20 protein-coding genes are annotated in these 23,096 nt (G+C 57.6%); 6 read left to right on the top strand and 14 right to left on the bottom strand.

What is annotated here, in order from left to right:
* Nucleotides 1-2: 2 nt before the first annotated feature.
* The 4 genes from lpxK to pdxH all read right to left on the bottom strand — a co-directional run bounded on the left by lpxK (nt 3) and on the right by pdxH (nt 4,712).
* Nucleotides 3-986 (bottom strand): tetraacyldisaccharide 4'-kinase, encoded by a 984-nt coding sequence (lpxK, locus tag CGLAMM_RS00560; protein ID WP_418115233.1) that lies wholly within the window; start codon nt 984-986, stop codon nt 3-5.
* A complete protein-coding gene (locus CGLAMM_RS00555) occupies nt 983-2,941 on the bottom strand; it encodes a glycosyltransferase N-terminal domain-containing protein (RefSeq protein ID WP_394820011.1) in 1,959 nt (652 codons plus the stop codon). Before CGLAMM_RS00555 ends, lpxK begins: the two co-directional genes overlap by 4 nt.
* Nucleotides 2,942-3,016: 75 nt before the next feature.
* Nucleotides 3,017-3,898: a universal stress protein gene (locus CGLAMM_RS00550; RefSeq protein ID WP_394820010.1), complete on the bottom strand. Its 882-nt coding sequence runs from the start codon at nt 3,896-3,898 to the stop codon at nt 3,017-3,019.
* 193 nt (nt 3,899-4,091) lie between these two features.
* On the bottom strand, nt 4,092-4,712 hold the full coding sequence (pdxH, locus tag CGLAMM_RS00545) for a pyridoxamine 5'-phosphate oxidase (protein ID WP_394820009.1): 621 nt from the start codon (nt 4,710-4,712) through the stop codon (nt 4,092-4,094).
* A gap of 135 nt (nt 4,713-4,847) precedes the next feature.
* Here pdxH and fabI point away from each other — a divergent pair, with 135 nt between their 5' ends.
* Both fabI and aroC read left to right on the top strand, forming a co-directional pair.
* Nucleotides 4,848-5,690 (top strand): enoyl-ACP reductase FabI, encoded by an 843-nt coding sequence (gene fabI / locus CGLAMM_RS00540; RefSeq protein ID WP_394820008.1) that lies wholly within the window; start codon nt 4,848-4,850, stop codon nt 5,688-5,690.
* Between the two features lie 8 nt (nt 5,691-5,698).
* Complete coding sequence (gene aroC / locus CGLAMM_RS00535; RefSeq protein ID WP_394820007.1) at nt 5,699-6,817, top strand: chorismate synthase; 1,119 nt, start codon at nt 5,699-5,701, stop codon at nt 6,815-6,817.
* Nucleotides 6,818-6,830: 13 nt separating this feature from the next.
* Here aroC and CGLAMM_RS00530 read toward each other — a convergent pair whose 3' ends face one another.
* Nucleotides 6,831-7,265 (bottom strand): OsmC family protein, encoded by a 435-nt coding sequence (locus CGLAMM_RS00530; protein WP_394820006.1) that lies wholly within the window; start codon nt 7,263-7,265, stop codon nt 6,831-6,833.
* Between the two features lie 352 nt (nt 7,266-7,617).
* Between CGLAMM_RS00530 and CGLAMM_RS00525 the strand changes: the two genes are divergently transcribed.
* Nucleotides 7,618-9,513 carry a ribonucleoside-diphosphate reductase subunit alpha gene (locus CGLAMM_RS00525; RefSeq protein WP_394820109.1) on the top strand — a complete coding sequence of 632 codons (1,896 nt, stop codon included), beginning with the start codon at nt 7,618-7,620 and terminating at the stop codon, nt 9,511-9,513.
* Nucleotides 9,514-9,638: 125 nt separating this feature from the next.
* Nucleotides 9,639-10,661, top strand: a complete 1,023-nt coding sequence (locus CGLAMM_RS00520; RefSeq protein ID WP_394820005.1) for a ribonucleotide-diphosphate reductase subunit beta — start codon at nt 9,639-9,641, stop codon at nt 10,659-10,661.
* A 14-nt stretch (nt 10,662-10,675) separates the two neighbouring features.
* Here the strand turns inward: CGLAMM_RS00520 and CGLAMM_RS00515 are convergent, their stop codons facing one another.
* Nucleotides 10,676-11,431, bottom strand: coding sequence for a tRNA1(Val) (adenine(37)-N6)-methyltransferase (locus CGLAMM_RS00515; RefSeq protein ID WP_394820004.1), 756 nt, complete (start codon nt 11,429-11,431; stop codon nt 10,676-10,678).
* A gap of 238 nt (nt 11,432-11,669) precedes the next feature.
* On the opposite strand from CGLAMM_RS00515, the gene CGLAMM_RS00510 reads away from it, so the two are divergent.
* The gene (locus CGLAMM_RS00510) at nt 11,670-12,671 is read left to right on the top strand and encodes a polyprenyl synthetase family protein (protein WP_394820003.1); all 1,002 of its coding nucleotides are present in this window, start codon (nt 11,670-11,672) and stop codon (nt 12,669-12,671) included.
* Here CGLAMM_RS00510 and CGLAMM_RS00505 read toward each other — a convergent pair.
* The gene (locus CGLAMM_RS00505; RefSeq protein ID WP_394820002.1) at nt 12,668-13,528 is read right to left on the bottom strand and encodes a glutamate racemase; all 861 of its coding nucleotides are present in this window, start codon (nt 13,526-13,528) and stop codon (nt 12,668-12,670) included. The two genes, CGLAMM_RS00510 and CGLAMM_RS00505, sit on opposite strands and share 4 nt — an antisense overlap.
* 2 nt (nt 13,529-13,530) lie before the next feature.
* Nucleotides 13,531-14,286, bottom strand: a complete 756-nt coding sequence (locus CGLAMM_RS00500) for an orotate phosphoribosyltransferase (protein ID WP_394820108.1) — start codon at nt 14,284-14,286, stop codon at nt 13,531-13,533.
* 199 nt (nt 14,287-14,485) lie between these two features.
* Here CGLAMM_RS00500 and CGLAMM_RS00495 point away from each other — a divergent pair, with 199 nt between their 5' ends.
* Nucleotides 14,486-14,722 (top strand): hypothetical protein, encoded by a 237-nt coding sequence (locus CGLAMM_RS00495; RefSeq protein WP_319807644.1) that lies wholly within the window; start codon nt 14,486-14,488, stop codon nt 14,720-14,722.
* A gap of 41 nt (nt 14,723-14,763) precedes the next feature.
* Here CGLAMM_RS00495 and CGLAMM_RS00490 read toward each other — a convergent pair whose 3' ends face one another.
* The 6 genes from CGLAMM_RS00490 to CGLAMM_RS00465 all read right to left on the bottom strand — a co-directional run bounded on the left by CGLAMM_RS00490 (nt 14,764) and on the right by CGLAMM_RS00465 (nt 23,074).
* The gene (locus tag CGLAMM_RS00490) at nt 14,764-16,071 is read right to left on the bottom strand and encodes a citrate synthase (protein WP_394820001.1); all 1,308 of its coding nucleotides are present in this window, start codon (nt 16,069-16,071) and stop codon (nt 14,764-14,766) included.
* Between the two features lie 56 nt (nt 16,072-16,127).
* Nucleotides 16,128-16,661: a SixA phosphatase family protein gene (locus CGLAMM_RS00485; RefSeq protein ID WP_394820000.1), complete on the bottom strand. Its 534-nt coding sequence runs from the start codon at nt 16,659-16,661 to the stop codon at nt 16,128-16,130.
* 32 nt (nt 16,662-16,693) lie between these two features.
* A complete protein-coding gene (locus CGLAMM_RS00480; protein ID WP_394819999.1) occupies nt 16,694-17,002 on the bottom strand; it encodes a chorismate mutase in 309 nt (102 codons plus the stop codon).
* 114 nt (nt 17,003-17,116) lie between these two features.
* A complete protein-coding gene (locus CGLAMM_RS00475; RefSeq protein WP_418115232.1) occupies nt 17,117-17,905 on the bottom strand; it encodes a metallophosphoesterase in 789 nt (262 codons plus the stop codon).
* Between the two features lie 37 nt (nt 17,906-17,942).
* Complete coding sequence (locus tag CGLAMM_RS00470) at nt 17,943-22,451, bottom strand: AAA family ATPase (RefSeq protein ID WP_394819998.1); 4,509 nt, start codon at nt 22,449-22,451, stop codon at nt 17,943-17,945.
* A 20-nt stretch (nt 22,452-22,471) separates the two neighbouring features.
* Entirely contained in the window at nt 22,472-23,074 is a 603-nt protein-coding gene (locus tag CGLAMM_RS00465) for a thioredoxin domain-containing protein (RefSeq protein ID WP_394819997.1), read from the bottom strand.
* Nucleotides 23,075-23,096 lie beyond the last annotated feature (22 nt).

The raw sequence follows: 23,096 nt of genomic DNA, 5'->3' as shown, positions 1-23,096 counted from the left end.
GGTCAATGCTTCCAGGCTTGCCTGAGAAGACGCTCAACCACGTCAGGCCGGTCCCATTTAAGCGCGACATGGATCACTTGCACATGTTCACGAAACCAGGGTGGCAGCTTGACGGCATCTTTTGCGGTGGTGACAAGCTGCATTTCAGCGGATTGGGAGAGGCCGATCAGGCGCTGACAATCGCGATCCGCGTAATCATGATGATCGGGGAAGGAAATCTCCCGCGATGCGGTGATCCCTGACTCCGTCAACATGTTGAAGAATTTTGAGGGGCGCCCGATGCCGGCAAAGGCGATGACGCGCTGTCCCTGTAATCGCCGAAGATCCGTGTCTGGGATGAGCTGGGCGCGCAGGGTGATTTTGCCGGGCGGGATTTCCGCGGCAAGTGATGTTTTGTCATCTCCGATAAGAATGACGGCATCTGCGCTCATCAATCCCCTCTCTGCGTCTTCACGTAAGGGGCCTGCGGGCATGACATGTCGGTTGCCAAGCCCCACCGCGCCATCAATGATGACGAAACGCAGCGTCTTGGCAAGCCCGGGATTTTGCAGTCCGTCATCCATGATGAGGCAATCCGCCCCGGCCCCGATGGCTGCCCAAGCCGTCTGCCGCCGGTCACGGCCGATCCATACGGGCGCATCTCGGGCCAGCATGATCGGCTCATCCCCCGCGTCGCGCGAGGTCATGATGTCTGCATCAATGCGCATGGGGCCTTTCAACCGTGCTTTATAGCCGCGCGATAATATATGCGGCTCATGGCCCTGCGCCTGTAAACGCCGTGTGAGGTCACGCACCACAATGGTTTTGCCCGTCCCCCCGACAGAGAGGTTACCGCAACATATGACGGGCACGGAAACGGTGAGCGGCCGTGTCCGGCTTTGCCGCAATCTGTGCACTGCCTTGAAGAGAAGGGAGAAAGGTGTCAGCAAACGTTGGCGAAACGAGGCGTGCGGCACATACCAGAAACGTGGCGCCGTGAACTTCATAAGCCCGTCATCGCACTGATACGCGAAATCAATGTATTAGCGAGGGACGTGAAACGATCTGATCGGTTTTTATCGCCGATCTTGCCCGGGCCGGATTGATGTGAACGGTCGGTTTCCAAAGTCACCCATGCTGCGAGGCTTTGCGCATCATCGACCGTGGCAAAGCGTGTGCCGAGCTGCTGGTAAGCCTCCGTAAAATTGGCGTGGTAAGGCCCGGTGGCGCAAGGCGCGCCGACATGCAGGGCCTCATAGGGGTTGTGGCCGCCACCTTGTGGAAGCAGCGAGTGACCGATGAAAATAAAATCCGCCAATTGGTAGAAAAGCGCCAGTTCGCCCAACGTATCCGCCACCCAGATGGCATCTTTCTCTCCCGGAATTGCGCCTTGGGCGCGTCGGGGAAAGGGAGGATCGCTGAGTTCAGCGACTTCCGCGCCGCGTTCCGGGTGTCGCGGGATGATAATGCAAAGGAGGTCTTTCACCTTATGCCTCGCCATCGCGACGGCGTCGATGATAATTGGCTCCTCACCGTGATGCGTTGAAGAAACGACAAGCACTGTGCGGCTTCTCAATGCATGGCGCAATGCACTGAGCTCGGCCTCATCGACAGAGGATGGAGGGGCGAGCTCTTTCAGGTCGCCGACACAAAAAACATTTTTCGCGCCAAGGCGGTCAAATTGCGCGGCGTCATCCGCGCCGCGCGACGCGACGAAAGCAAGGCGTTGAAAGACGGGCCACGTCAAAAAGGCGGTCTGTCGCCAGCGCCTGAAGGATTTTTGAGAGAGTCGCGCGTTGAGCAGTCCGACGGGCACCCCAAGCCGGCTGCATTGCCGCAGCCAACCCGGCCATAATTCACTATCTGTCAGGAGGAGCCCGACCGGCTTCCAGTGACGCAGAAATCGCCGCGTCCCTTTCGTTACATCATAGGGCGCGAATTGATGGATCAGCCGCCTGCGATAGCCGTCAGATGTGCGCTCTGCGTATTGCGCCACGGTTTCACATCCGGTCACGGTCGCGGTTGTGATCAGAATCGAGACACGCGGCCAGGCATCAAGAAAGCGTTGCAGCAAGGGTAGGATGGAGCGCACCTCACCGACACTTGCGGCATGGATCCATAAAATATCTCCGTCAGGGCGCGGGACACTGGCCCGGCCGTATCTTTCTTCCAGCCGCCCCGCAATCTCCTTACCGGACTGGACGCGCCTGGTGGCGAGGCGCCGCAGATAGGCGGAAGCGGCGCGGCCGACCCAGGGCCAGATCAGGTCAAGCAAATGGCGACCGCTTGCGCGATAGGCATGGGCGGCCCGTTGATCCGCCGCCGCGATCTGCTGCGCGAGACGATCGGTGGAGGCCCCAGTGGGGAGCGGCATGCCGTGGCAAAGATAACCACGTCCGAAGGGGAGGGGAACACGCATCCGATCCCAAGTTTTGAGCCGCACTGAACGGCAGGCGCCGCCGATCGGCACGCTGACACGGCGTGACAGGCGACCCAGCGCCGCCGCCCCTGCCTGCACGTTTTCCGCCGGGCCACGCGGGCCATCCGGTGTGATGGCCAGCAAAGCGCCGCCCTCCAGCGCCTTCACGCCCGCACGCAGGGCGCGGGCACCCCCTTTATTCTGCCCGCGCTTATTGCTCGAACCCTCAATGCCGATAATATCCCATGGCGCGACCGTGCGGCGGATGAGACGTCCATCACGGTTGCGACTGATCAACACGTTGAGGCGGAGCGCGCCATTCCGGGTGCGCGCCCATTTCCATAAGGCGGGGAGAAGAAGGAGATTCCGGTGCCAGAAAGCGACAATCGCCCCCGGATGGCGAGAGGCCGGGATCTGAATGAGGACGTTACGGCTCGCATGGGGACCGACGATGCGCCAGCGCGTCGTTCTGAGGGCCAAACCGAGATAGGCACGCGCGATGGAAGGCAGGATTTTTCGAGACAGCAGGCGGCGTTTGGACATTTCTGGTTTCAGACAACGGAAAATGTGTAAAATGTGACAAAGTCAGCCTCGTCTTAAGTTAAAAACGCCTGAATGTCACCGCGACATCAATACCGTTAAATGCCCCTCCTCAAGTATATGCCGGGTGACACCACCCAGAATCATCTGCCGCAGGCGTGAGTGGGAATAGGCCCCCATCGTCAGCATATCGGCATTGACCTCCCGACAGGCCCGCAACATGCCTTCCCCCACATTGCGGTCAATGGCCGCGAACTGATGGATCGGGGCGGTGATGCCATGTAATTTCAGATAGGACTGAACGTCGGCACTGGTCGGGCCGCGCCGTTGATATTCATCACTCGTCAGGATGGTCACTTCCTCAGCGTGGCGCAGCCATTTCATGCTGGCTTCGAGGGCCCGGGCACATTCCGGCGTGCCATTCCACCCGATGCAGATGCGGGACCCGGCGCTTTTTGGCGGGGTGGGCGGGGCAATCACCAAAGCGTGTCCACTTTCAAACAGCACACCATGGATGACCTCGGACGCCTTGGGATTTTCCTGCTTTCCGAGGAAAGGAACAATCGTGACATCGCTCAGGCGCGCCCGCCAGATAATGGCTTCATTCGCCGGGGGCTCCGAGAATTCCAGACTCGCCGTGCGCGTTTCCGAGTTTTCCTCACCCATGTGATTTCTCGAGATCTGCGCGATGTGGTGCCGCTCAAGAAACATATTGAAATTCAGGCGGGTTTTAAGCGTCTGACGTTGGCCCTCATGCTCCGCCGCATCCACCATATCCTGTATCAGCGCGCCGGAGAGCCCTTCCCCCGCGAAGGCGGCCGCCTCATTCGGGTCATCGCTGACAAAGACAGCGGAAATATGGGCGTGGAAACGTTGGGCCTGGATGAAAGCAGTCGCGAGGACAGAATCCAGATGGTCTGAGTCATAAAGGGGGACCAGGATGTCTTTAACGCTGTCCATGATGATCAAACTCCATTTTCCCTGCTGAGGTCCGATGCACGACGTGCCGATATCATGCCGTTCAAGGGGCCGCGGGGCAGCTTATCAGCCTGAAAAAATACTTTCCATCGCGTCAGAATGGGTAGGTCCTTCCTATGACCGGGTCAGGGCGTCACTTTGCACCGTGAGGCATCGCCGCGCCGCGTGGCGGCCGTTAAGGGTAAAGTCGCGTCACGCTCCAGGTTTCGTCCTGCGGGGATGATCGTGTCCAGACGGCGCGATCATGCATTCGGAAATCCCGGTCCTGCCAGAATTCCATGAGGGCCGGGTTAACGCGAAAGCCGGACCAGTTATCAGGGCGCGGCGGCTCCGTGGCGGCGTAAAGCGCTTCAGCATCCTTTATGCGTTTTTCATAGATCGCGCGGTCAGCCAGAGGGCGGGATTGATCGGATGCGATGGCGCCGATACGGGATTCGCGGCGTCGACTCGCAAAATATCGATCCGCTTCCGCCGCGCTCACGGCGCTGACATGGCCTTCGATACGGATCTGACGTCGAAGGGACTTCCAGTGGAAAAGCAAGGCCGCATAAGGGTTTTCAGCGAGTTCCCGGCCTTTCCGGCTTTCCAGATTCGTATAGAACACGAAGCCATGCCGGTCATGTCCTTTTAACAGGATGGCGCGGAGGGAAGGGCGGCCCTGAGGGGTCGATGTTGCAAGGTACATCGCGTTTGGGTCATTCGGTTCCGATTTTTCCGCAGCGTGAAGCCATGCATCGAAAATGGAGAAAGGATCAGAAGACAAATCGATCAATGGCGCAGAATCGTGATCAGACATTGTCAACCTCCCCGTTTCCCGATCACCGTAGCATCTGCACACTTGTTTGCCACGCGGTGTTGTGCGACGAAGGCAAAGAAATCCTCAATTTCGTTATATTGTCGAGACAGCAGGCTTACGCAGGGAGTGATATCCATGTCCAATGATGTGTCCGAGACGCCGAAAGGCAACTTGATGGCGGGCAAACGCGGACTCGTTATGGGGGTCGCCAATGATCGGTCAATCGCCTGGGCGATCGCTTCTGCCTGCGCGGCGCAGGGGGCGGAGCTTGCTTTTACCTTTCAGGGTGAGGCGCTGGGCAAGAGGGTGCGGCCTCTCGCTGAGTCCATCGGCGCGTCCCTCGTCGTGCCCTGTGATGTCAGCAGTGATGACGATATCGACGCTGCTTTTGCAGAAATCGAGAAGAAATGGGGCAAAATCGACTTTCTCGTCCATGCGATCGGCTGGGCGGACAAGCAATATCTGCGTGGACGTTATGTCGATACGCCGCGTGATGCTTTCCTGAAAGCCATGGATATTTCCGTCTATTCCTTCACGGCGGTGGCGCAACGCGCGGCGGCCCTCATGAAAGATGGCGGTTCCATCCTGACCATGACCTATTATGGCGCTGAACGCGTCATGCCGCATTATAATGTGATGGGCGTCGCCAAAGCGGCGCTTGAAGCCTCGGTGCGCTATATGTCCACGGATCTTGGCAAGGATAATATCCGGGTCAATGCCATCTCCGCCGGGCCGATCATGACACTCGCCGCGAACGGGATCGGCGATTTCCGCTATATATTGCGTTGGAACCAGCTTAATGCACCGCTTGAGCGCAATGTCACGCTGCAGGATATCGGGGGTTCCGGGCTTTATTTCCTCTCCAGTCTCAGCAGCGGTGTGACGGGGGAGGTGCATCATGTTGATTGCGGCTATCACGTGATCGGGATGAAAAACCCTGATGCGCCGGATATTGCTGTCGTCTCCCCCGAAGGCTGAGCGCGGCCATGTCCTACAACACGTTTGGGCGTCTTTTCCGCGTCACGAGCTGGGGTGAAAGCCACGGCCCCATGATCGGCTGCGTCATTGACGGCTGCCCGCCACGCGTCAAATTGTCGGAGGCGGACATTCAGGCCTATCTGGATGAGCGTAAACCGGGCCGCAGTCGTTTCGTCACCCAAAGGCGTGAGGCGGATCAGGTGCGCATCGTGTCTGGCGTGTTTGACGGGATGACGACGGGGACACCGATCTCCCTCATCATCGAAAATACGGATCAACGCTCCCGAGATTATGGTGACATTTCCACCCGCTATCGGCCCGGCCATGCTGATTACACTTATGACCGGAAATATGGCATCCGGGATTATCGTGGCGGTGGCCGTGCTTCCGCACGGGAGACAGCCTGCCGCGTGGCTGCCGGTGCGGTCGCCCGTAAAGTCATGGCGCATCTTGGCGCGTCGCCTCCGATCATAAGAGGGGCGCTGGCGCAGATCGGTGACATTGCCGCGGATCGCGCCCGTTGGGATTGGGCGGTGACGCGGGATAACGCATTTTTCGCTCCGGACCCGGAAATTGTGCCTTTATGGGAAAAACAGGTCGATGATGTGAGGAAAGCGGGCTCATCCATCGGCGCGGTCATTGAGATCGTCGCTGATTCAGTGCCGGTGGGACTGGGCGCACCCGTAAGCGCTAAGCTTGATGCGGATCTGGCCCATGCGATGATGGGCATTAACGGCGTCAAAGCCGTGGAGATCGGTGACGGTTTTGCTGTGGCCGCTTTACGCGGTGAGGAAAATGCCGATCCGATGCGGCAGGAGAACGGGAAAACCGTCTTTGAGAGCAATCACGCCGGGGGCATCCTGGGTGGTATCTCCTCCGGTCAACCGATCATCGTACGTTTCGCGATCAAGCCGACAAGTTCCATTCTGATCCCTGTCCCGTCCATTACGCGGGATGGTGAGCACATCGAGGTTGCGACGAAAGGCCGGCATGACCCTTGCATCGGCATCCGCGCCGTGCCGGTGGGCGAGGCCATGATGGCATGCGTTCTGCTGGATCATATGTTGATGGACCATGCTCAGCATCATGGGGGCCGGGGGCGGGACCTGCCCCCGGACCAGCCCTGACATCATGACGCCATTATGATGGGTCCAGCCGTGCGCTCAGGGTGATATCCGCGCGGAAAAGCTTGGAGATCGGGCAATTCTCCTTCGTTGTGTTCGCCAATTGCATGAATTTTTCCTGATCGAGATCGGGGGCGGAAACGTGAACCTCAAGAGCGATATGTTTGACCTCAAATCCCTCTCCCGCCTTATCGAGTGAGACAATGGCCTTGGCATCAATCTGTTTTGCCACATGTCCGGCATTTTCAAGCGCCAGGGAGAGGGCCATGGCGTAACACCCTGCCAGGGCGGCGCCAGCAAGCTCTTCCGGATTTGTGCCGGGTTTGCCTTCAAACCGTGTATTGAAACCGTAAGGTTGATCTTTCAGGCTGAGGCTTTCCGTCGAGATCGTCCCATGTCCCGATTTGATGCCGCCTGTCCAATGGGCCTGCGCAGATTTCCGGATGGCCATGTCATTCATCCTTTCTTTTTCAATTTAAAATCCTTGTGACGAGAGAGCCACAACATGCCCGATCTTCAACGCCATATTCAATGTCAGGCCTCATTTTCTGACTCCTAAAAACGACGCAAACGTTTTTTTTAAGAAACTAGAAGCATCTGGAATCTATTCAATAGGGCACTACATATTGTATAGCCATCGGGGCAGACATCACTAGATGTTGCGTCGACCCTCCCACGGTCCGCGATTGCAGTCTTTGCCTGGTTGGCATCAACATAGAGAGTTTAGGAGATGTCAGGTGAGCCTGCAGTCTGAATTGTTTGTCACGGGCGACGCGACTAAAGCAGGAGTCGACGGCGCCATTATGCCGCCACCCCGTATTGAAGTGGCGCCTGAGCCCGATATGTTCGATGACATCATCCACCTGGAAGGCCACCACCCCATCCGTGTTGACCGAAGCCGCGATGCGCTGCTGACGGATTTCGGGCGGGCGACGCTGGATAATCGCTACCTCCTGCCCGGAGAGCGTTACCAGGACCTCTTTGCGCGCGTTGCTTCCTATTACGGCGCGGATGCTGATCATGCCCAACGCATTTATGATTACATCTCGCAACATTGGTTTATGCCCGCGACGCCCATCCTTTCCAATGGCGGCACCACGCGGGGCCTGCCGATTTCCTGCTTCCTCAATGAGGCGGATGACAGTCTGCGCGGCATTGTGGATCTCTGGAATGAAAATGTCTGGCTGGCCTCGAAAGGCGGCGGAATTGGCTCCTACTGGGGTAATCTGCGCTCTATCGGGGAAAATGTCGGCAAAAACGGCAAAACCTCGGGCGTCATTCCTTTCATCCGCGTCATGGATAGTCTGACCCTGGCGATTTCCCAGGGGTCACTCCGTCGCGGCTCTGCGGCGGTTTACCTGCCCGTCTGGCACCCGGAAATTGAAGAATTTGTCGAGATGCGCCGCCCGACAGGGGGTGACCCTAATCGCAAGGCCCTCAACCTGCATCATGGTGTGCTGGTGAGTGACGACTTCATGCGGGCTGTCGAAAATGATGAAGAATGGCCGCTTCGTTCCCCGAAAGATATGGCGGTGATCCGCAATATCTCCGCCCGGCAGCTCTGGATCCGAATCCTCACCGCCCGGATGGAACAGGGTGAACCTTACATTGTCTTTAATGACCATGTGAATCGCGCACGGCCTGAGCATCACAAACTGGCCGGGCTTGAGGTTAAAACATCTAATCTCTGCGCCGAAATCACCCTCCCCACCGGTATCGATCATCTCGGTCAGAAGCGGACGGCGGTATGCTGCCTCTCCTCCCTGAACCTGGAAACATGGGATCAATGGCACGATAATCCCCAATTTATCGAGGATGTCATGCTGTTCCTGGATCGTGTGTTACAGGACTTCATCGACCGCGCGCCTGAGGATATGGATCGCGCACGTTACGCTGCGATGCGCGAGCGTTCCGTCGGGTTGGGCGTCATGGGGTTTCATTCCTTCCTGCAGGCGCGCAACATCCCGTTTGAGAGCGTGATGGCGAAAGTCTGGAATAAACGCATCTTCGCCCATATTCGCGCCGAGGCGGATAAAGCATCCCGCCATCTGGCTGAAACGCTCGGCCCTTGCCCGGATGCAGCGGAATATAATGTGCAGGAGCGCTTCTCTCATAAAATGGCGATCGCGCCCACAGCGTCGATCTCGATCATTGCCGGCAATGCCAGCCCCGGGATTGAGCCAATCGCCGCCAATGTCTTTCTCCAGAAAACCCTTTCCGGCTCCTTCACCGTGCGCAACCGCCATTTACTGCGCCTGCTGGAGGAGAAGGGGCAGAATAACGAGGCGGTCTGGTCAAACATCACTCTCAATAAGGGATCGGTGCAGCATCTTAATTTTCTGACTCAGGATGAGAAAGATATCTTCAAAACGGCGTTCGAGTTGGATCAACGCTGGGTGATCGAGCACGCGGCGGACCGCGCCGGGTTTATCTGCCAGGCCCAGTCCCTCAATATCTTCCTCCCGGCGGATGTGCATAAGCGTGACCTCCACCAGATCCACCACATGGCGTGGAAGCTGGGCGTCAAATCGCTCTATTATTGCCGCTCACTCTCGATCCAGCGAGCGGATACGGTCAGCCATGTTGCGGTCAAGAGTGATATTTTCAACGCGGATGAAGATACGCAGCCAGCCGCCGCGGATGCCCGCGCGCCCGGAAGTGGCGGGAAGAATTACGATGAGTGTCTCGCCTGCCAATAACGGCAGGGAAGAACTTGTCCCGCGCGGATTATCGATTTAACGACGCCCCCTGATTTGAGGGGGTGCTGACTTGCGGCGCCGCCTCTCAAGGTTTTGCCGCGCCCAATTCTAAAGGCAGGCTTACGATGTCAAAGACTTCAAAACAAGTTGGTCACAGCTTCGATGGTGAGCATTTTGACCTGATGACGGCGAATCCGGTTTATAAGCCTTTCCGTTATCCGTGGGCCTATGATGCGTGGCTGACGCAGCAACGCGTCCATTGGCTGCCGGAGGAAGTGCCCCTCGCTGATGACGTCAAGGATTGGCATCGCGTCCTCAATGAGGCGGAACGCCACTTGGTGACGCAGATTTTCCGCTTTTTCACCCAGGCGGATGTCGAGGTGAATTCCGCTTATATGAAATATTACAGTCAGGTTTTTAAACCGACTGAAGTCCTGATGATGCTCTCATCCTTCTCGAATATCGAGACGATTCATATCGCGGCTTATTCACATCTCCTTGATACAATTGGCATGCCGGAAACTGAATATTCCGCATTCCTTAAATATAAGGAGATGAAAGATAAATATGATTTCATGCAATCTTTCAATATCAAGAATAAGCGTGAAATTGCCAAGACGATGGCGGCTTTCGGCGCCTTCATGGAAGGGCTCCAGCTTTTTGCTTCTTTCGCCATTCTGTTAAATTTTCCGCGTTTCAATAAGCTGAAAGGTATGGGCCAGATCATCTCATGGTCCGTCCGTGATGAGACGCTTCATTGCCTGTCCATGATTCGCCTGTTCCGGACTTTCATCCGGGAAAATCCCGAAATCTGGACCGAGGACTTCCGTAAGGATCTGGCGGGAGTCTGTCAGACCACCGTCTCGCATGAAGATGCCTTTATCGACCTCGCTTTTGAAATGGGCGCGGTGGAAGGGCTCGATGCAGACCAGGTGAAGCGCTATATCCGTTATATCGCGGACCGCCGTCTGACCCAGCTCGGCCTGGACGTCATCTATAATATCGAGGAAAACCCTCTACCCTGGCTTGATGACATGCTGAATGCGGTGGAGCACGCTAATTTCTTTGAAAATCGTGCGACGGAATATTCCCGCGCTTCCACCACGGGCTCATGGGAAGAGGCTTTTGAAACGCATGTCTTTGAGTGACATGTCGCCGCCCATCAGGGGATAAGCGCCGCGCCATCACAGAGCACATGCCGGGTCGCTGCCGTATATTGCCCGTTTTCCTCATGAATAATGAGCCCGGGCGATATTGCCGTCCCCGCACGGCCGCCCAGAACCGCCTGTAAAAGCACGATTTTGGCGCGGCGCCCGGCTTTCGGCCAGAGCGGGAACAAGGTGATACTTCCAAACTCCGCCTCATGCAGGCACCGCATCGCCTCACACACCGCCGCAGCGGGCAGGGCGAGGCTGAGCGTCCCGCCCGGCATGACCCAGGCCGCCAGCGCGGTGATCCAGCAGGACCAGCCATTACGATCACAGAACAGCGCGCGACGGCGGCGCGGATGGCTTGTCGGTGTCGCGCCGGAGGGGTGCCAGGGTGGATTGGCGAAAGCGTGATGGAAGCGCCCATTCGCATTACGGCATGTCTGACGCAGGGAGCGCGGCATATCCGGGATTTCCGCCTGAAAAAGCGTGTATCCGCTGACGTGATTTCGGTCGAGGTTAAAGCGTGCCAGAGCGACCGTGTCCGCATCGGCCTCTATACCTGTCAGATGCAGGTCGGAGACACGTGCGTTGAGGCATAATAGCCCGGCACCCGCCCCGCAACCCGCCTCCAGGATGGACTCGCCGGGTCGCGCGGGGACCAATGCCGCGAGCAGCACGGGCTCCAGCCCTGTTCGATATCCGTTGATAAACTGCGTGTAGGTGACGCGGCCGTTATGCAGCGTGTCGTGGGTGACGTCACCCGTCATCTCTGACGATAGCTCTGGCTTGACCAATTTTAACGACCCGCTCATATGGTTGTCGCGATCGCCCGACTTACCATGCCAGGCACCCTGAAGTCAGCATGATCACGGAGCCTTGTGAAGTTGAGTTGATCGCCTTATCTTCGACCCTCTCGGGTTTGACAGGGCTCAAAAGGGTCGTGACTGCGTTTTGGAGGGCAGAAATGCCACGATGCATCCCACCTCCAAAGTTGAAGAGGATCTTATGAGCAAGGACGACGTCGCGCTGCAAGCTTTATTCAATTATCTCAGGGAGGATATGGAAGCCTGCAACCGTGAAATCGTGGCGCGCATGCAAAGCCCGGTGCCGCTCATCCCCCAATTGGGGGCGCATCTGGTGGCGGCGGGCGGGAAGAGGTTGCGCCCCCTTCTGACGTTGGCCTCCGCCTATTTATGCGGCTATCACCCATCGCCGCAGCGCAGGCGCCATGTCGGCCTCGCCGCCTGTGTGGAATTTATCCATACGGCCACATTGCTGCATGATGATGTTGTTGATGAAAGTGTCTTACGGCGCGGTGCAGCTTCAGCGAACGCCGTGTTCGGTAACAAGGCTTCCGTCCTTGTCGGCGATTTTCTGTTTGCACGATCCTTCCAGCTCATGACGGAGGATGGGTCTTTGCCCGTCATGGCCGTACTTTCCCAGGCGGCGGCGACGATCGCGGAAGGGGAAGTGCTGCAAATGTCGATGCAGAATGATCTGGCGACTTCCGAAGACACTTATCTCAAAGTTATCCATGGCAAGACGGCGGCATTATTTGCAGCTGCGTGCCGGGTGGGTGCGATCATCGCGGACAGCCCGCCCAAAGATGAAAAAGCTGTCGAGGATTTCGGCACCCATCTCGGGATCGCGTTTCAACTCGTCGATGATGCGCTGGATTACGTGGCGGATGAGAAAGTGCTCGGTAAAACCGTTGGTGATGATCTTCGGGAAGGCAAGATCACGCTGCCACTCCTCGTCGCTTTCCGCCAGGCGGAGGGAAAAGACCGCCAATTTTGGGAACGCGTGGTGAATGAGGGGAAATGGCAGGAGACAGATCTGGCCGAAGCGCTGCGCCTGATCCAGAAAACCCATGCCGTTGAGGAGACAATGCGCCGCGCCCAGTTTTTTGCGGAGAAAGCCGTCGCGGCACTTGATGTCTTCCCTGAGAGTGACATTAAATCCCTGCTTTCGGACACCGCCTTATATGCGGCCAGGCGGGCGCATTAATCGGGCAGCGACGCTTTGTCACTGTCCCAGAGACTGAAATCCTCGTAGCCGAAACGTTTGATGGCCTTGCGCAGGCTGCCAGGGTCACAAGGTGCTGCCGTCATCATAAAGCGCCCCTTGCCCGCTATGTTGGTTACCGACGCGTCGTCCTTCATGTGCGTGGGCTGTTCAGCGAGGATTTTGAGGGCCTGACGAGCAACCGCCTCTGCAGGGTCCAGAAGGGTGACGTGAGGGGGGCTCGCACTTTGTAACGCTTCACGCAGAAATGTATAATGTGTGCATCCAAGCCCAATCACATCAACTTGCTCCCCATGTAGCTGGGTAAAGACGGCATCAAGCTCCGCCCGCACCGCATCCTGCGATATGGCCTCCCCCACAAAAGCGCGCTCCGCCAGATCGGCCAGTTGGCGCCCACCATGGATGATCATGATCTCTTTCGGGGCAAAATCCTCTTTGAGGGCGGCCAGATAGGGGCGGCGTGCCGTCGCCGCCGTCGCAAGTATAGCAAAAATACCGGTTTTCGTTTCACGCGCAGCCCAGCGCACCGGTGGCACGCAGCCGATAAAAGGCACGGTCAATGCGTCGCGCAGCGCGCCCAAAGCCAAAGTGCTGGCGGTATTACAGGCGATAATAACGGCGTCTGGCTGGCCCGCACGGACAGCCGCATGAATAAGGGAGATGATGCGCGCCGATAACATCTCGTCTGGCTGCTCGCCATAGGGAAACACCGCATTATCCGCCAGATAATCAATGCGGAGCGCGATGTCTCCCATCTGGCGCAGCGCATTCACGACACCCAAACCCCCGATACCGGAATCGAAAACCAGAACATGTCGGGGGGATGGGGATGGCGTCATCTTCAGCTTTCGGTACGATTCTTAAAGGCAAGTGCTTCCTCAACGCTGCTGACCCCGCCATGGCTGCCGGACCATTTGCAGGGATCTTCAAGGAAGCGCCGGACTTCAGAAATATCGCGCTCTGAAAAATAATTTTTGCTGGCGCAGGCTTCAATCACGTCCCACCAGGTGCAAAGCGCGTGGAGGTTGATGCCAAGCTCATTCAAGGTTTTTTGAGCGCCGGGGAAAACACCGTAGAAAAACACCACGAAAGTATGATCAACAACCGCGCCTGCCTTGCGCAGCGCTTCGGCGAAACGCACTTTGGAGGCCCCGTCTGTTGTCAGATCCTCGACAAGCAGGGTGCGCATGTTCTCGGGTACATCGCCTTCAATCTGCGCATTTCGGCCGAAACCCTTGGGTTTTTTACGCACATAGGCCATGGGGGTCATCAGTCGGTCCGCAATCCAGGCCGCGAACGGGATGCCAGCTGTTTCACCGCCGACAACACAGTCAAGACTTTCATAACCGATATGCCGACCGATTTTTTCTACCGCGAGCTCAATAATTTTGGCGCGGGCGCGGGGGAAGAAGATGATTTTACGGCAATCAATATAAACCGGCGACTTCCAACCCGACGTCAAAGTGTAAGGATCTTTCGGTCGGAAGTTGATCGCTTTGATCTCAAGGAGAATTTTGGCAGTGGTCAATGCCGCATCGCGGTCCCATTGTGTCGGGCTGACAGTCATATGTCCTTGAGGTGTGCCGGTAAGGGCCATCACAAAATCTCCATCAAATTTGCCCGAAAATAACGGGTTTTCGCCGCCGCGCAAAGTGTTAAGCTGTTGCATCATCGCCAGTCATCAAGGATCTCTTGCAAAGAGGGCGGTAAAACCCGCGTGCACCACTTGCCAGCGATCTCAAAAGAGTTTTAATCTGCAACCTTGTTGAATTCGCCGCGCATAAGGACACCGCTCCGTGAACGTCAATATAGATCATATCACGCGCAATTGTGAGCGCGCTGTCATTACCGCCTATGCCGAGCTCACTGAGCATGGTCAGGCCGACCGTCAGGCCTTCGATGCCTGCACAACCCTTTATCGGATCTACCACCCCGAGGCGTCAATCAGTGAAGCGCGGCTTCTCGTCTCGGAATGGATTGATCATCACATTGTGCGGCAGGATCGCGGCGCGACGCGCGGATGTGAGTGCTGAGCCCTCAGGGCTTCTCCACCGGCAGCGCAACCCCCGCCGCCTTATGGGCGATCAGATAAAGGTCGTAAATCGCGTTTCCTTGCCCCTGTGTAGATCTGACGCGGCCGCCCGATACGCTGGCCCGGGGCCTCAATCATCTCTTTCCACTGGCTGACCCAACCTGAAGTCCGCGCCACCGCGAATAAAACGGTGAACATTGAAACAGGTATGCCCAGGGCTTTGAGAATCAATCCGGAATAGAAATCGACATTCGGGTAAAGCTGGCGGGAGACGAAATAATCGTCACTCCGCGCAATGCGTTCCAGCTCTGTCGCAAGGTCGAAAAGCGGGTCATGGTCAAGGTTCAGCTCCTCAATCACCTCGCGATAAGTCTGTGCCAAAATCTGCGCGCGTGGGTCAAAGCTTTTATAGACGCGATGACCAAATCCCATCAGGCGAATGCCGGAATCCTTGTTTTTCACCTGCTCAATAAATTGCGGAATGTTTTTCTTATCACCGATGGCGGTCAGCATGGACAGGACGGCTTCATTTGCGCCCCCATGTGCAGGGCCCCATAAAGCGGCGATACCTGCCGCGATGCACGCAAAAGGGTTCGCGCCGGTGGAGCCGACCAATCGTACGGTAGAGGTTGAGGCATTCTGCTCATGGTCCGCATGAAGAATAAATATTCGGTCCAGCGCACGGGCCAGCACGGGTTTGACGACATATTTCCGGTCCGGACGCGCGAACATCATGGAGAGGAAATTTTCAGCGAACCCGAAATTGCTTTTCGGATAGATAAATGTCTCGCCCTGCGTGTATCGATAGGCCCAGGCCGCAATCGTCGGGATTTTGGCGATCAGCCGCCGGCATGAAAGATCACGTGAGGCGGGATGAGAAATGTCGATCCCATCCGCATAGAATCCCGAGAGCGCCGCGACCGTCCCGCAAAGGATCGCCATCGGATGGGTGTCGCGCCTGAAGCCGTTGAAGAAATTGCGGATCTGCTCATGCAAGAGGGCCTGCTCGCTGAGATGCGCATCAAAATCGGAGAGCTGCTGCCTGCTGGGGAGCTCCCCATATAAAAGAAGATAGGCTGTCTCGGTGTAGGAGGCGTGTTCAGCGAGCTGTTCGATCGGGTAACCCCGGTGCAGGAGTACGCCCTGATCCCCATCAATGAAAGTGATGGCGCTGGTGCAGGAAGCTGTTTCCCCATAGCCAGGGTCAAAACTGAAAACGCCGGTCGCCGCCGTCAATTTACGAAAATCGACGCCATCCGGGCCCAGTGTCCCGGAGATGACGGGGAATTCGGATGCCTGGGGGCCCATGGTGAGGGTCACAACGCGGTCATCATTATTTGTCTTCGGCACGGCAATCTCCCTTCATGGCAGCATGATAGGCATTTCAAACGCTTTGTCGATCACCCTTAACGGGCGTCCTCCGCGGCCGAATCACGGAAAGCGTGGATCGTCAGATCCTGGGGGCGCAGGGCGGACCAGTCGGTTCGGGTCACCATGACGCAACATGATGATGGCGCAAAAGCTGATAACTCCAGATCAGACTCGCCATTGTTTGAAGCTGCCGGCTGCGCAACCCCGCGCACAAAGCGACCCAAGGCCGGATTATGCCCGATAATCACCAGATGCGAAGGCGCGTCCCCCGCCTCATTAACCAGGCGCCAGATCCCATTCTCATCTGTCTGGTAGAGGGTGGGGTCATAGACGCAATTTTCCCTACATCCATAACGTTGAAACAGCGCCTGCGCCGTTTGCCGGGTGCGCAGGGCCGGGCTAATGATAAATTGAATATGGCGGCGATCCGCGTCCAGAAATGGCGTGACCCATTTCGCGACGGATTGGGCCTGGGCCTCACCGTTTGTTGAAAGCGCGCGATCCAAATCCGGGGTGCCGAAATTCTGAGACGCCTCGGCGTGACGGATCAAAATCAGGTAACGCTGCATATCGTGCCATCCAAGCCGAAAATTGAAAAAAATCAGGTCTCTTCCTGATGAATCTGCGCGATGTGCGCGTGATGCTGGATCACTTCACGGATGATGAAAGACAGGAATTTTTCAGCAAAATCCGGGTTAAGGGCGGCTGAGCCCGCTAGGTCTCGCAAACGGGCGATCTGCCGGGCTTCTCGGGCCGGGTCAGCCGGTTCCAGCCCCGCTTTGGCTTTCAACCGGCCGACTTCCTGCGTCTGCTTGAAGCGTTCCGCCAGCATGTAAATCAGGGCGGCGTCGATATTGTCGATGCTGCGACGATGTTCTTCCAGAATTTTGAGGGCGTCTTCTTCGTTCATGAGTCTCTGCGTCAGTTCGGGAAATAACGGGTCATAGCATTAAAGGGGGTATGATGCACGATGCCGCCTGTCCTCGCGCTTTTCACGGCGATGGCGGGCGCTCGTCTTTCCGTGTCACAAAAATGCATTCATCGCGTGACGCCCGGGCAGGATGGCTTCCGGCGCGAGGTCCATCCAGGCGAGATGTCCGCCTTTGCCGGCCCCCAGGTCCAGAAACGTTGCCATCCCCCCTTTGGCGCCGGTCTTGACATAAGGCAGGCCATTGAGGGAGCGGTTATCATGCCCGCAATAAACATGATATCCCGCCTCAATAAAATCGACCCACCGCAAAGTCCGCTCCGGATAGCCGTCAGGCTGGATGTGACGTGTCGTCTCACCAAATAAAGCGCGTGAGAATATCGGCGTCATGCGCTGGGTCGCGCCATAGGGTGATGATCTCAACATGGCGGGATGGAAAGCGCCATGCACGAAAATCGTGCGATGCACCACAATCCAGGCCGGTGCATTATTCAATGCGGCGGCGAGCTCATCCTGTTTGAGAAGGTGCGGACCGGCAGCAATCTGCTGCAATGTCTTCTCTAACTGGCTGTCAATGTGGGGGCGACGCCCGCTGAGCACGCGGGCGAGTTTACGGTCGTGATTGCCGAGGATGAAAATCCCACGCCCCTCCCGCACAATACGAAGCATGAGATATAATGTGGCCTCACTATCGGGGCCGTAATCGACGAGATCTCCGAGCTGAATAATAAAGCGATCGGTCGATGTCGCGTGTATAAAGCTTTGGATATCACCATGTACATCGCCGATAACACGGATGCCGCGCTCGGTGATCGCGTCAATAAAACTGAACCCGTCTGGCAGAAATGGATGGATGGTGGGGAGATCCTTGCCGTGAGATTGCAATATGCATCCCGAATATTTCGCGACACGTCCTTCCTTACTAATCCGATTTGACAGTTTCCGCCATCTCAATTGCATGAGACAGATCGACGGAGAGAATGCGACTGACGCCGCGCTCCTGCATGGTGACGCCGTAAAGCCGATCCATATGGGCCATCGTGACCTGCTGATGCGTCACGATCATAAATTGAACGCCATATTGCGATGTCATATCCCGAACAAGCGCGCAGAGCCGCACGGTATTGGCTTCATCCAGTGGGGCATCGACCTCATCAAGGATGCAGATCGGGGCAGGTTCGCAAGCAAATGTCGCAAATAGAAGGGAAAGCGCCGTCAAAGCCTGCTCACCGCCTGACAAGAGGGAGAGTGTCGAAAGTTTTTTACCCGGCGGTTGGGCATAGATTTCAAGACCTGCCTCTAACGGGTCATCCCCGCCGACAAGGGCCAGATTAGCTTTTCCACCGCCGAAAATTCGGGTAAAAAGACGTTGGAATTGCGCATCCACGTCCTTGAAAGTCGCGCGCAGCCTTTTGCGGCCCTCATTATTCAAATGGGCGATTTTGGTCTGGAGGCGGTCAATCGCGGCTTTGATCTCGTCGATATTGGCCTGGGTGGCGGTGATCTGCGCCTCGATCTCTCTGAATTCCTTCTCCGCAAGGAGATTGACGGCGCCGAGGGAATCCCGTTTCTGCACGGCTTGTGTCAGAACCCGGCGCAAATTCTGCTCGGCCCGCTCCGAAATATCCTCCGGCGCGGTTTTACACGGTGCGGGTGGGGGTGAGTCGAGAAGGCGATCCCGCATCGTGCTGGCCTGAAGATGTTTTTCTGCCGCGCGCTCAATCTCTGCCTGCGCCTCATTCAGCGCTGTTTCCGTTTCCCGGATAGCGTGTCCCAGCGACATAGAGGCGTCGCGACTTCTCTCCAACTGTGCCCGCAATGTCTCATAATGCTGGCATGTCTCCGTGAGGCGCGCCTCAAGGGGGGAGAATGCTTGCTCCGCTTTCTGTCGTGCAACGGCAATGAGATTTTGCTCCTCCGACAGGCGCGCATCATGCGCGGCGAGGCGGGCAAGGTCGGACTGATAAGTCGCGATTTGCGCCTCATGCAATGCAAGGCGGGATGACTCCGTCTCCTGCCGTAATTTTGCGTCCTGCAAAGCGGCGGCAAGAGTGGTTTTTTTCTCCCGAAGCCCATCGCGCCTGACCCGAAGCGTTTGCTCCGTCTCACGCGCCGCATCAAGGGCGGCGATATCCTCCGCGTGGTCCATTGGCGGGGGAAGGGCGTGCAAAGCCTCTTCCGCCAGGGTGCGACGCTTTCCCAGCGCGTCTGACCTCTCATCAAGCGCTGCCAGCGTGCCCTGACGGGAAAGTCGGTGATCCTGCAATGTGCGAAGCGTCGTCAGGAGATCTGTCTTCGTCCGCTCAAGCTGGGCTTTTCGGGCTTCAGACGCATCAAAATCCGCTTGAATGGCGTCCCGCTTCCGCAATTGCTGCGCTTGCGCTTCCTCAACCTCCTGCAATTCGGCGCGCAGGGATGTCGTGTCGGTTTGCTGGAGGCGCGTCTCAAGATCGACGCGCTCCGCACGCAGCGTTGCGATTTGCTGGGCGAGATCTTCCAGCTGCGCCGATGCGGCCCTATGATGAGCAAGCGACTGCTCGCAGGTTTGTTGCGCCTGATTTTCGGCTTTGACTGCCGCCCTTAGAGCGCTCCAACATGTTTCATGACGTTGGACCGCTTCATCGTAAATTTGCTGCGCTGCCAGTAAGCGGGCTGCGATCCCCTCTTCGTCGGCCAATTGCCCCAGATCCTCGGCGGCCTGGTCAAACTGTGCCTGCGCCGCTTGTTCCTGTCGCGCCAACGCGGCGCATTGGCTTTCCAGCAGGGCGTGGAGCGCCTCATACTGGGACTGGCGGTTTTCGAGCTCCGTGAGGGCGTCCGCGCATTGTTTGCATTGCGTCTCCGCGTCCAGATAATCGGTTTCGGCGGCGTCAAGGCGTCGGACGCTTTCGGTCAGGTTTTTACCAAGATTGTCGCGTTGCTGCGTGGCCGCCTCAAATTGTGCTGACACCGCACTGATGAGGGCGGTCAATGCGGCATGTCGGGCCTTGTTCTGCAAGCGCAAGGCGGCCTCGGATGGCAGGTCGCTCGTCTGTCGGTAGCCGTCCCAACGCCAGATGGCGCCCTCCCGGCTGACCAGAGCCTGACCCGGCTTGAGCGTCGCATGAAGCGCCGCACCGCGCGCCGCGGACGGCACCAGCCCGGTGGCGGAAAGAAAAGTTTGCAACGCGGCGGGGGCATTGATGCAGCGATTAAGCGGCGTCACATCCTCGGGAAATCCGCCGCAATCCCGTGCCGGGAGTTCCTCCCAGCTTCGCTGTGCTTGTGGGGCGGCAAGCTGCGCATCCAGACCCGACTGAAACGCCACCCCCAAAGCGGCTGTAAGCGCCGGGGGTATTTCAAGCAGGTCAAGCAATCGCCCCGTCCCGGGCGCCTCAACCGCCGTGCCTTCGAGACCGCTTTGCTCCGCCTGATGACGAATCCTTGTCGATTCCAACTGTAAAACAGCGTCCTCCGCCGCGCGCAGCTCTTTCTGATAAGCCGCGCACAACTGACGCAGCTTCAAGACGTTTTTTTGAGACGTATCGCGACGTTTCCGGGCCGCGCGGGCTTGAGACGAGGCGTCCCGTAACCTGTCTTCATCGATGCGCGCTGCCTGATGGGTGGCGCGCTTTTGGACGGCATCGCGCAGCTGGCGGGTGAGGGAGTGCAGGGCGCGCTCCGCGCTTTCCCTCTGCCGTTGCAGAAACGACCTTTGCTGGAGCGCCGTATCATGCGAGAGGCGTTGCGCCGCGAGCGCGTCGCCCGCGTCACGCCATGCCTGTCCAAGTGTGGCTTCCTCTAGGCGCAAGGCCGCGACGCGTTTCCGGGCTTCTTCCTGATGCGTCTCGAGAGCCTGCCGTTGCGCCTCGCTCACAACGGCGGCGGTGGCCTCTTTCTGTCGCTCCTCTGCTTTGAGCAACTGCGCGTTTAAAGCATCGCGCCGAGCTGTCAGCCGCTTATGTTCGGCCGCGCGCAGCGCGATATCCTGTTTCAGCGCGTAAAGGCGGCGCGCGGTGGATTCACCCTGTATCTGCATCTGCCGAAGGGCTGCTTTCTGCACTTCAAGCGCATCCTGAACAGAGGCGGCGGCTTCATCATTCTCAGTGATCCGCGTTTCCAGAGTTTCAATATCCTCGACACGCGGGATGGCGGCGCGCTCTTCCTCCCTCTGACGATGGCAATCCGCCAATTCCGCGTCAATGGAGGCGCATAATCTCTCAGCTTCAAGACGCTGGCGGTTCAGCGCATCGGCTTTGATCCGCACCTGCATGAAGCTCTGCTCCTGCGCTTCCCGCGTGCGCATGGCCTTGTCACGCAACATCTCCGCCTCTTTGAGGTCAGCGTCACAATCAGCAATGTCTTTCGGGAGTTGGGAGAGCTGGGCGGCGAGGGTTCGGATTGTCTCGTGGCAGGCTTGCACCTCGGCCGACATGGCGTCAATGCGTTGCTGGAGGCGGTTCCTCTCCTCCTGCGCTGCTGAGATCGCGGCATGAATTCGCTTCTGATCCGACTCATTCTGCGCCATGATCTGGCGCTCTTTCTCAATCGCCAGACGAAGCGTCTCGATGGCGTTGCGCGTGGTCTCGCTTTCAATCTCCCATTTGACAGTTTGTTCGGCTTCGGTCTGTCGACGGTCCGATAGATGCTGGAGGGTTTTTTCAGATGATGCGATTTTGGCCAGGGCGGCTTGCGTCGCCGCCGCGCACCCAGTGATCTGCGCGTCGGCGCGGGCCAGTTGCACGGCGTGGAGATGCGCCTCGACCGCCCTGATGGTTTCAACGGCCTCACGATAAGCGAGGGCGGAGGCGGATTGCGCCTCAAGCGTGTCGCGTCGTTCCGCCAGCTGAAAAGTCGCATCCTCCGCGCGTTGGAGATTGGCCTCAGCCTGGCGGAGTTTGAGCTGGGCATCCCGCCGACGGAAATGGAGGCCGGATATGCCAGCGGCGTTCTCCAGCAGGCTTCGGCGATCAATAGGTTTGGCGTCAATCAGGGCGCCAATGCGATTTTGACTGACAATGGCGAGGCTGCGCCCCCCGAGGGACAGATCGGCGAAAATCTGCGTGACGTCATGTGCCCGCGCGGGTCGGCCATTGATACGGAAATCACTCCCCGCGCCGCGCTTGGCCGTGCGGATGATTTCCAGCGTGTCTTCCTCGTGATGGGGTGCGGCGGCCAGCCCGCGAGCATTTTCGATCACGAGGCTGACCTCGACAAGGTTGCGAGCCGGTCGCGCGACGGTCCCTGCAAAAATCAGGTCATCACTCTCCCCACCACGCAGGGCCCGGGCGGAACTCTCTCCCATAATCCAGCGAAAAGCTTCAACGATGTTGGATTTGCCGCAACCATTCGGCCCGACAATCGCAGTCAGGCCGGGTCGAAGATCAACCGTGACAGGGTCAGCAAAACTTTTAAACCCGGCAATCCGTAACGCGGTAAAGCTTGCCTTCATGCCGGGTGCTGCCGTTTAACTCAGGCTTCGGCTTTTTTGACTTCTTTGAGGAAGTCGTCATAGCTCCGCAATTCCGCCTTATACTCAATTGTGTTGAAGCGGAAATAAGGCGTTCCCTCGATATGGTAACGCTTCTGATCACGATCCTGCGTGTCGATGATCATTTGCCGCAATTTATTGTCTGCATTGATGCGGTCAAATTCCGTGCCGGAAATCCCAGCAAGGGCCGCCATTTGGCGCAGTTGCTTTACAGGGTCAACATCACGCGCGAAGGCCCAGCGATCCAGGCTTGAAAGCAGCGCTTCACAAAAAGGGATGTAGCGATCATTCGGCAGGGAAAGCGCCAGCATCGAGCCCAGCAGCGCGACCTGATCCAGCGGGAACTCGTGGAAATAATAGGCGATGCGGCCTGTATCGATCAGTTCAGCTTTGACACGGGGGAAGGTCTCTTTTTGAAATCTTGCACAATGATAGCAGGTGAGGGAAAACCATTCATGGACCTTCACCTTGGCATCAGGGTTGCCCATCAGGCGCGGGGCGAGCATACCGCCGGCAGCGAAAGCTTTCGGCAGAAAGAGTGTTGTCGGGGCGGCGGCGAGGAGGAAGCGGCGCGTCAGCTTCATTATTATAAACTCCGGGTATCAG

The sequence above is a fragment of the Sorlinia euscelidii genome, assembly GCF_036452135.1.
GTDB lineage: Bacteria > Pseudomonadota > Alphaproteobacteria > Acetobacterales > Acetobacteraceae > Sorlinia > Sorlinia euscelidii.
The sequence above is the reverse complement of the archived record's forward strand: the minus strand, read 5'-3'. Positions and strand labels throughout refer to the sequence as shown.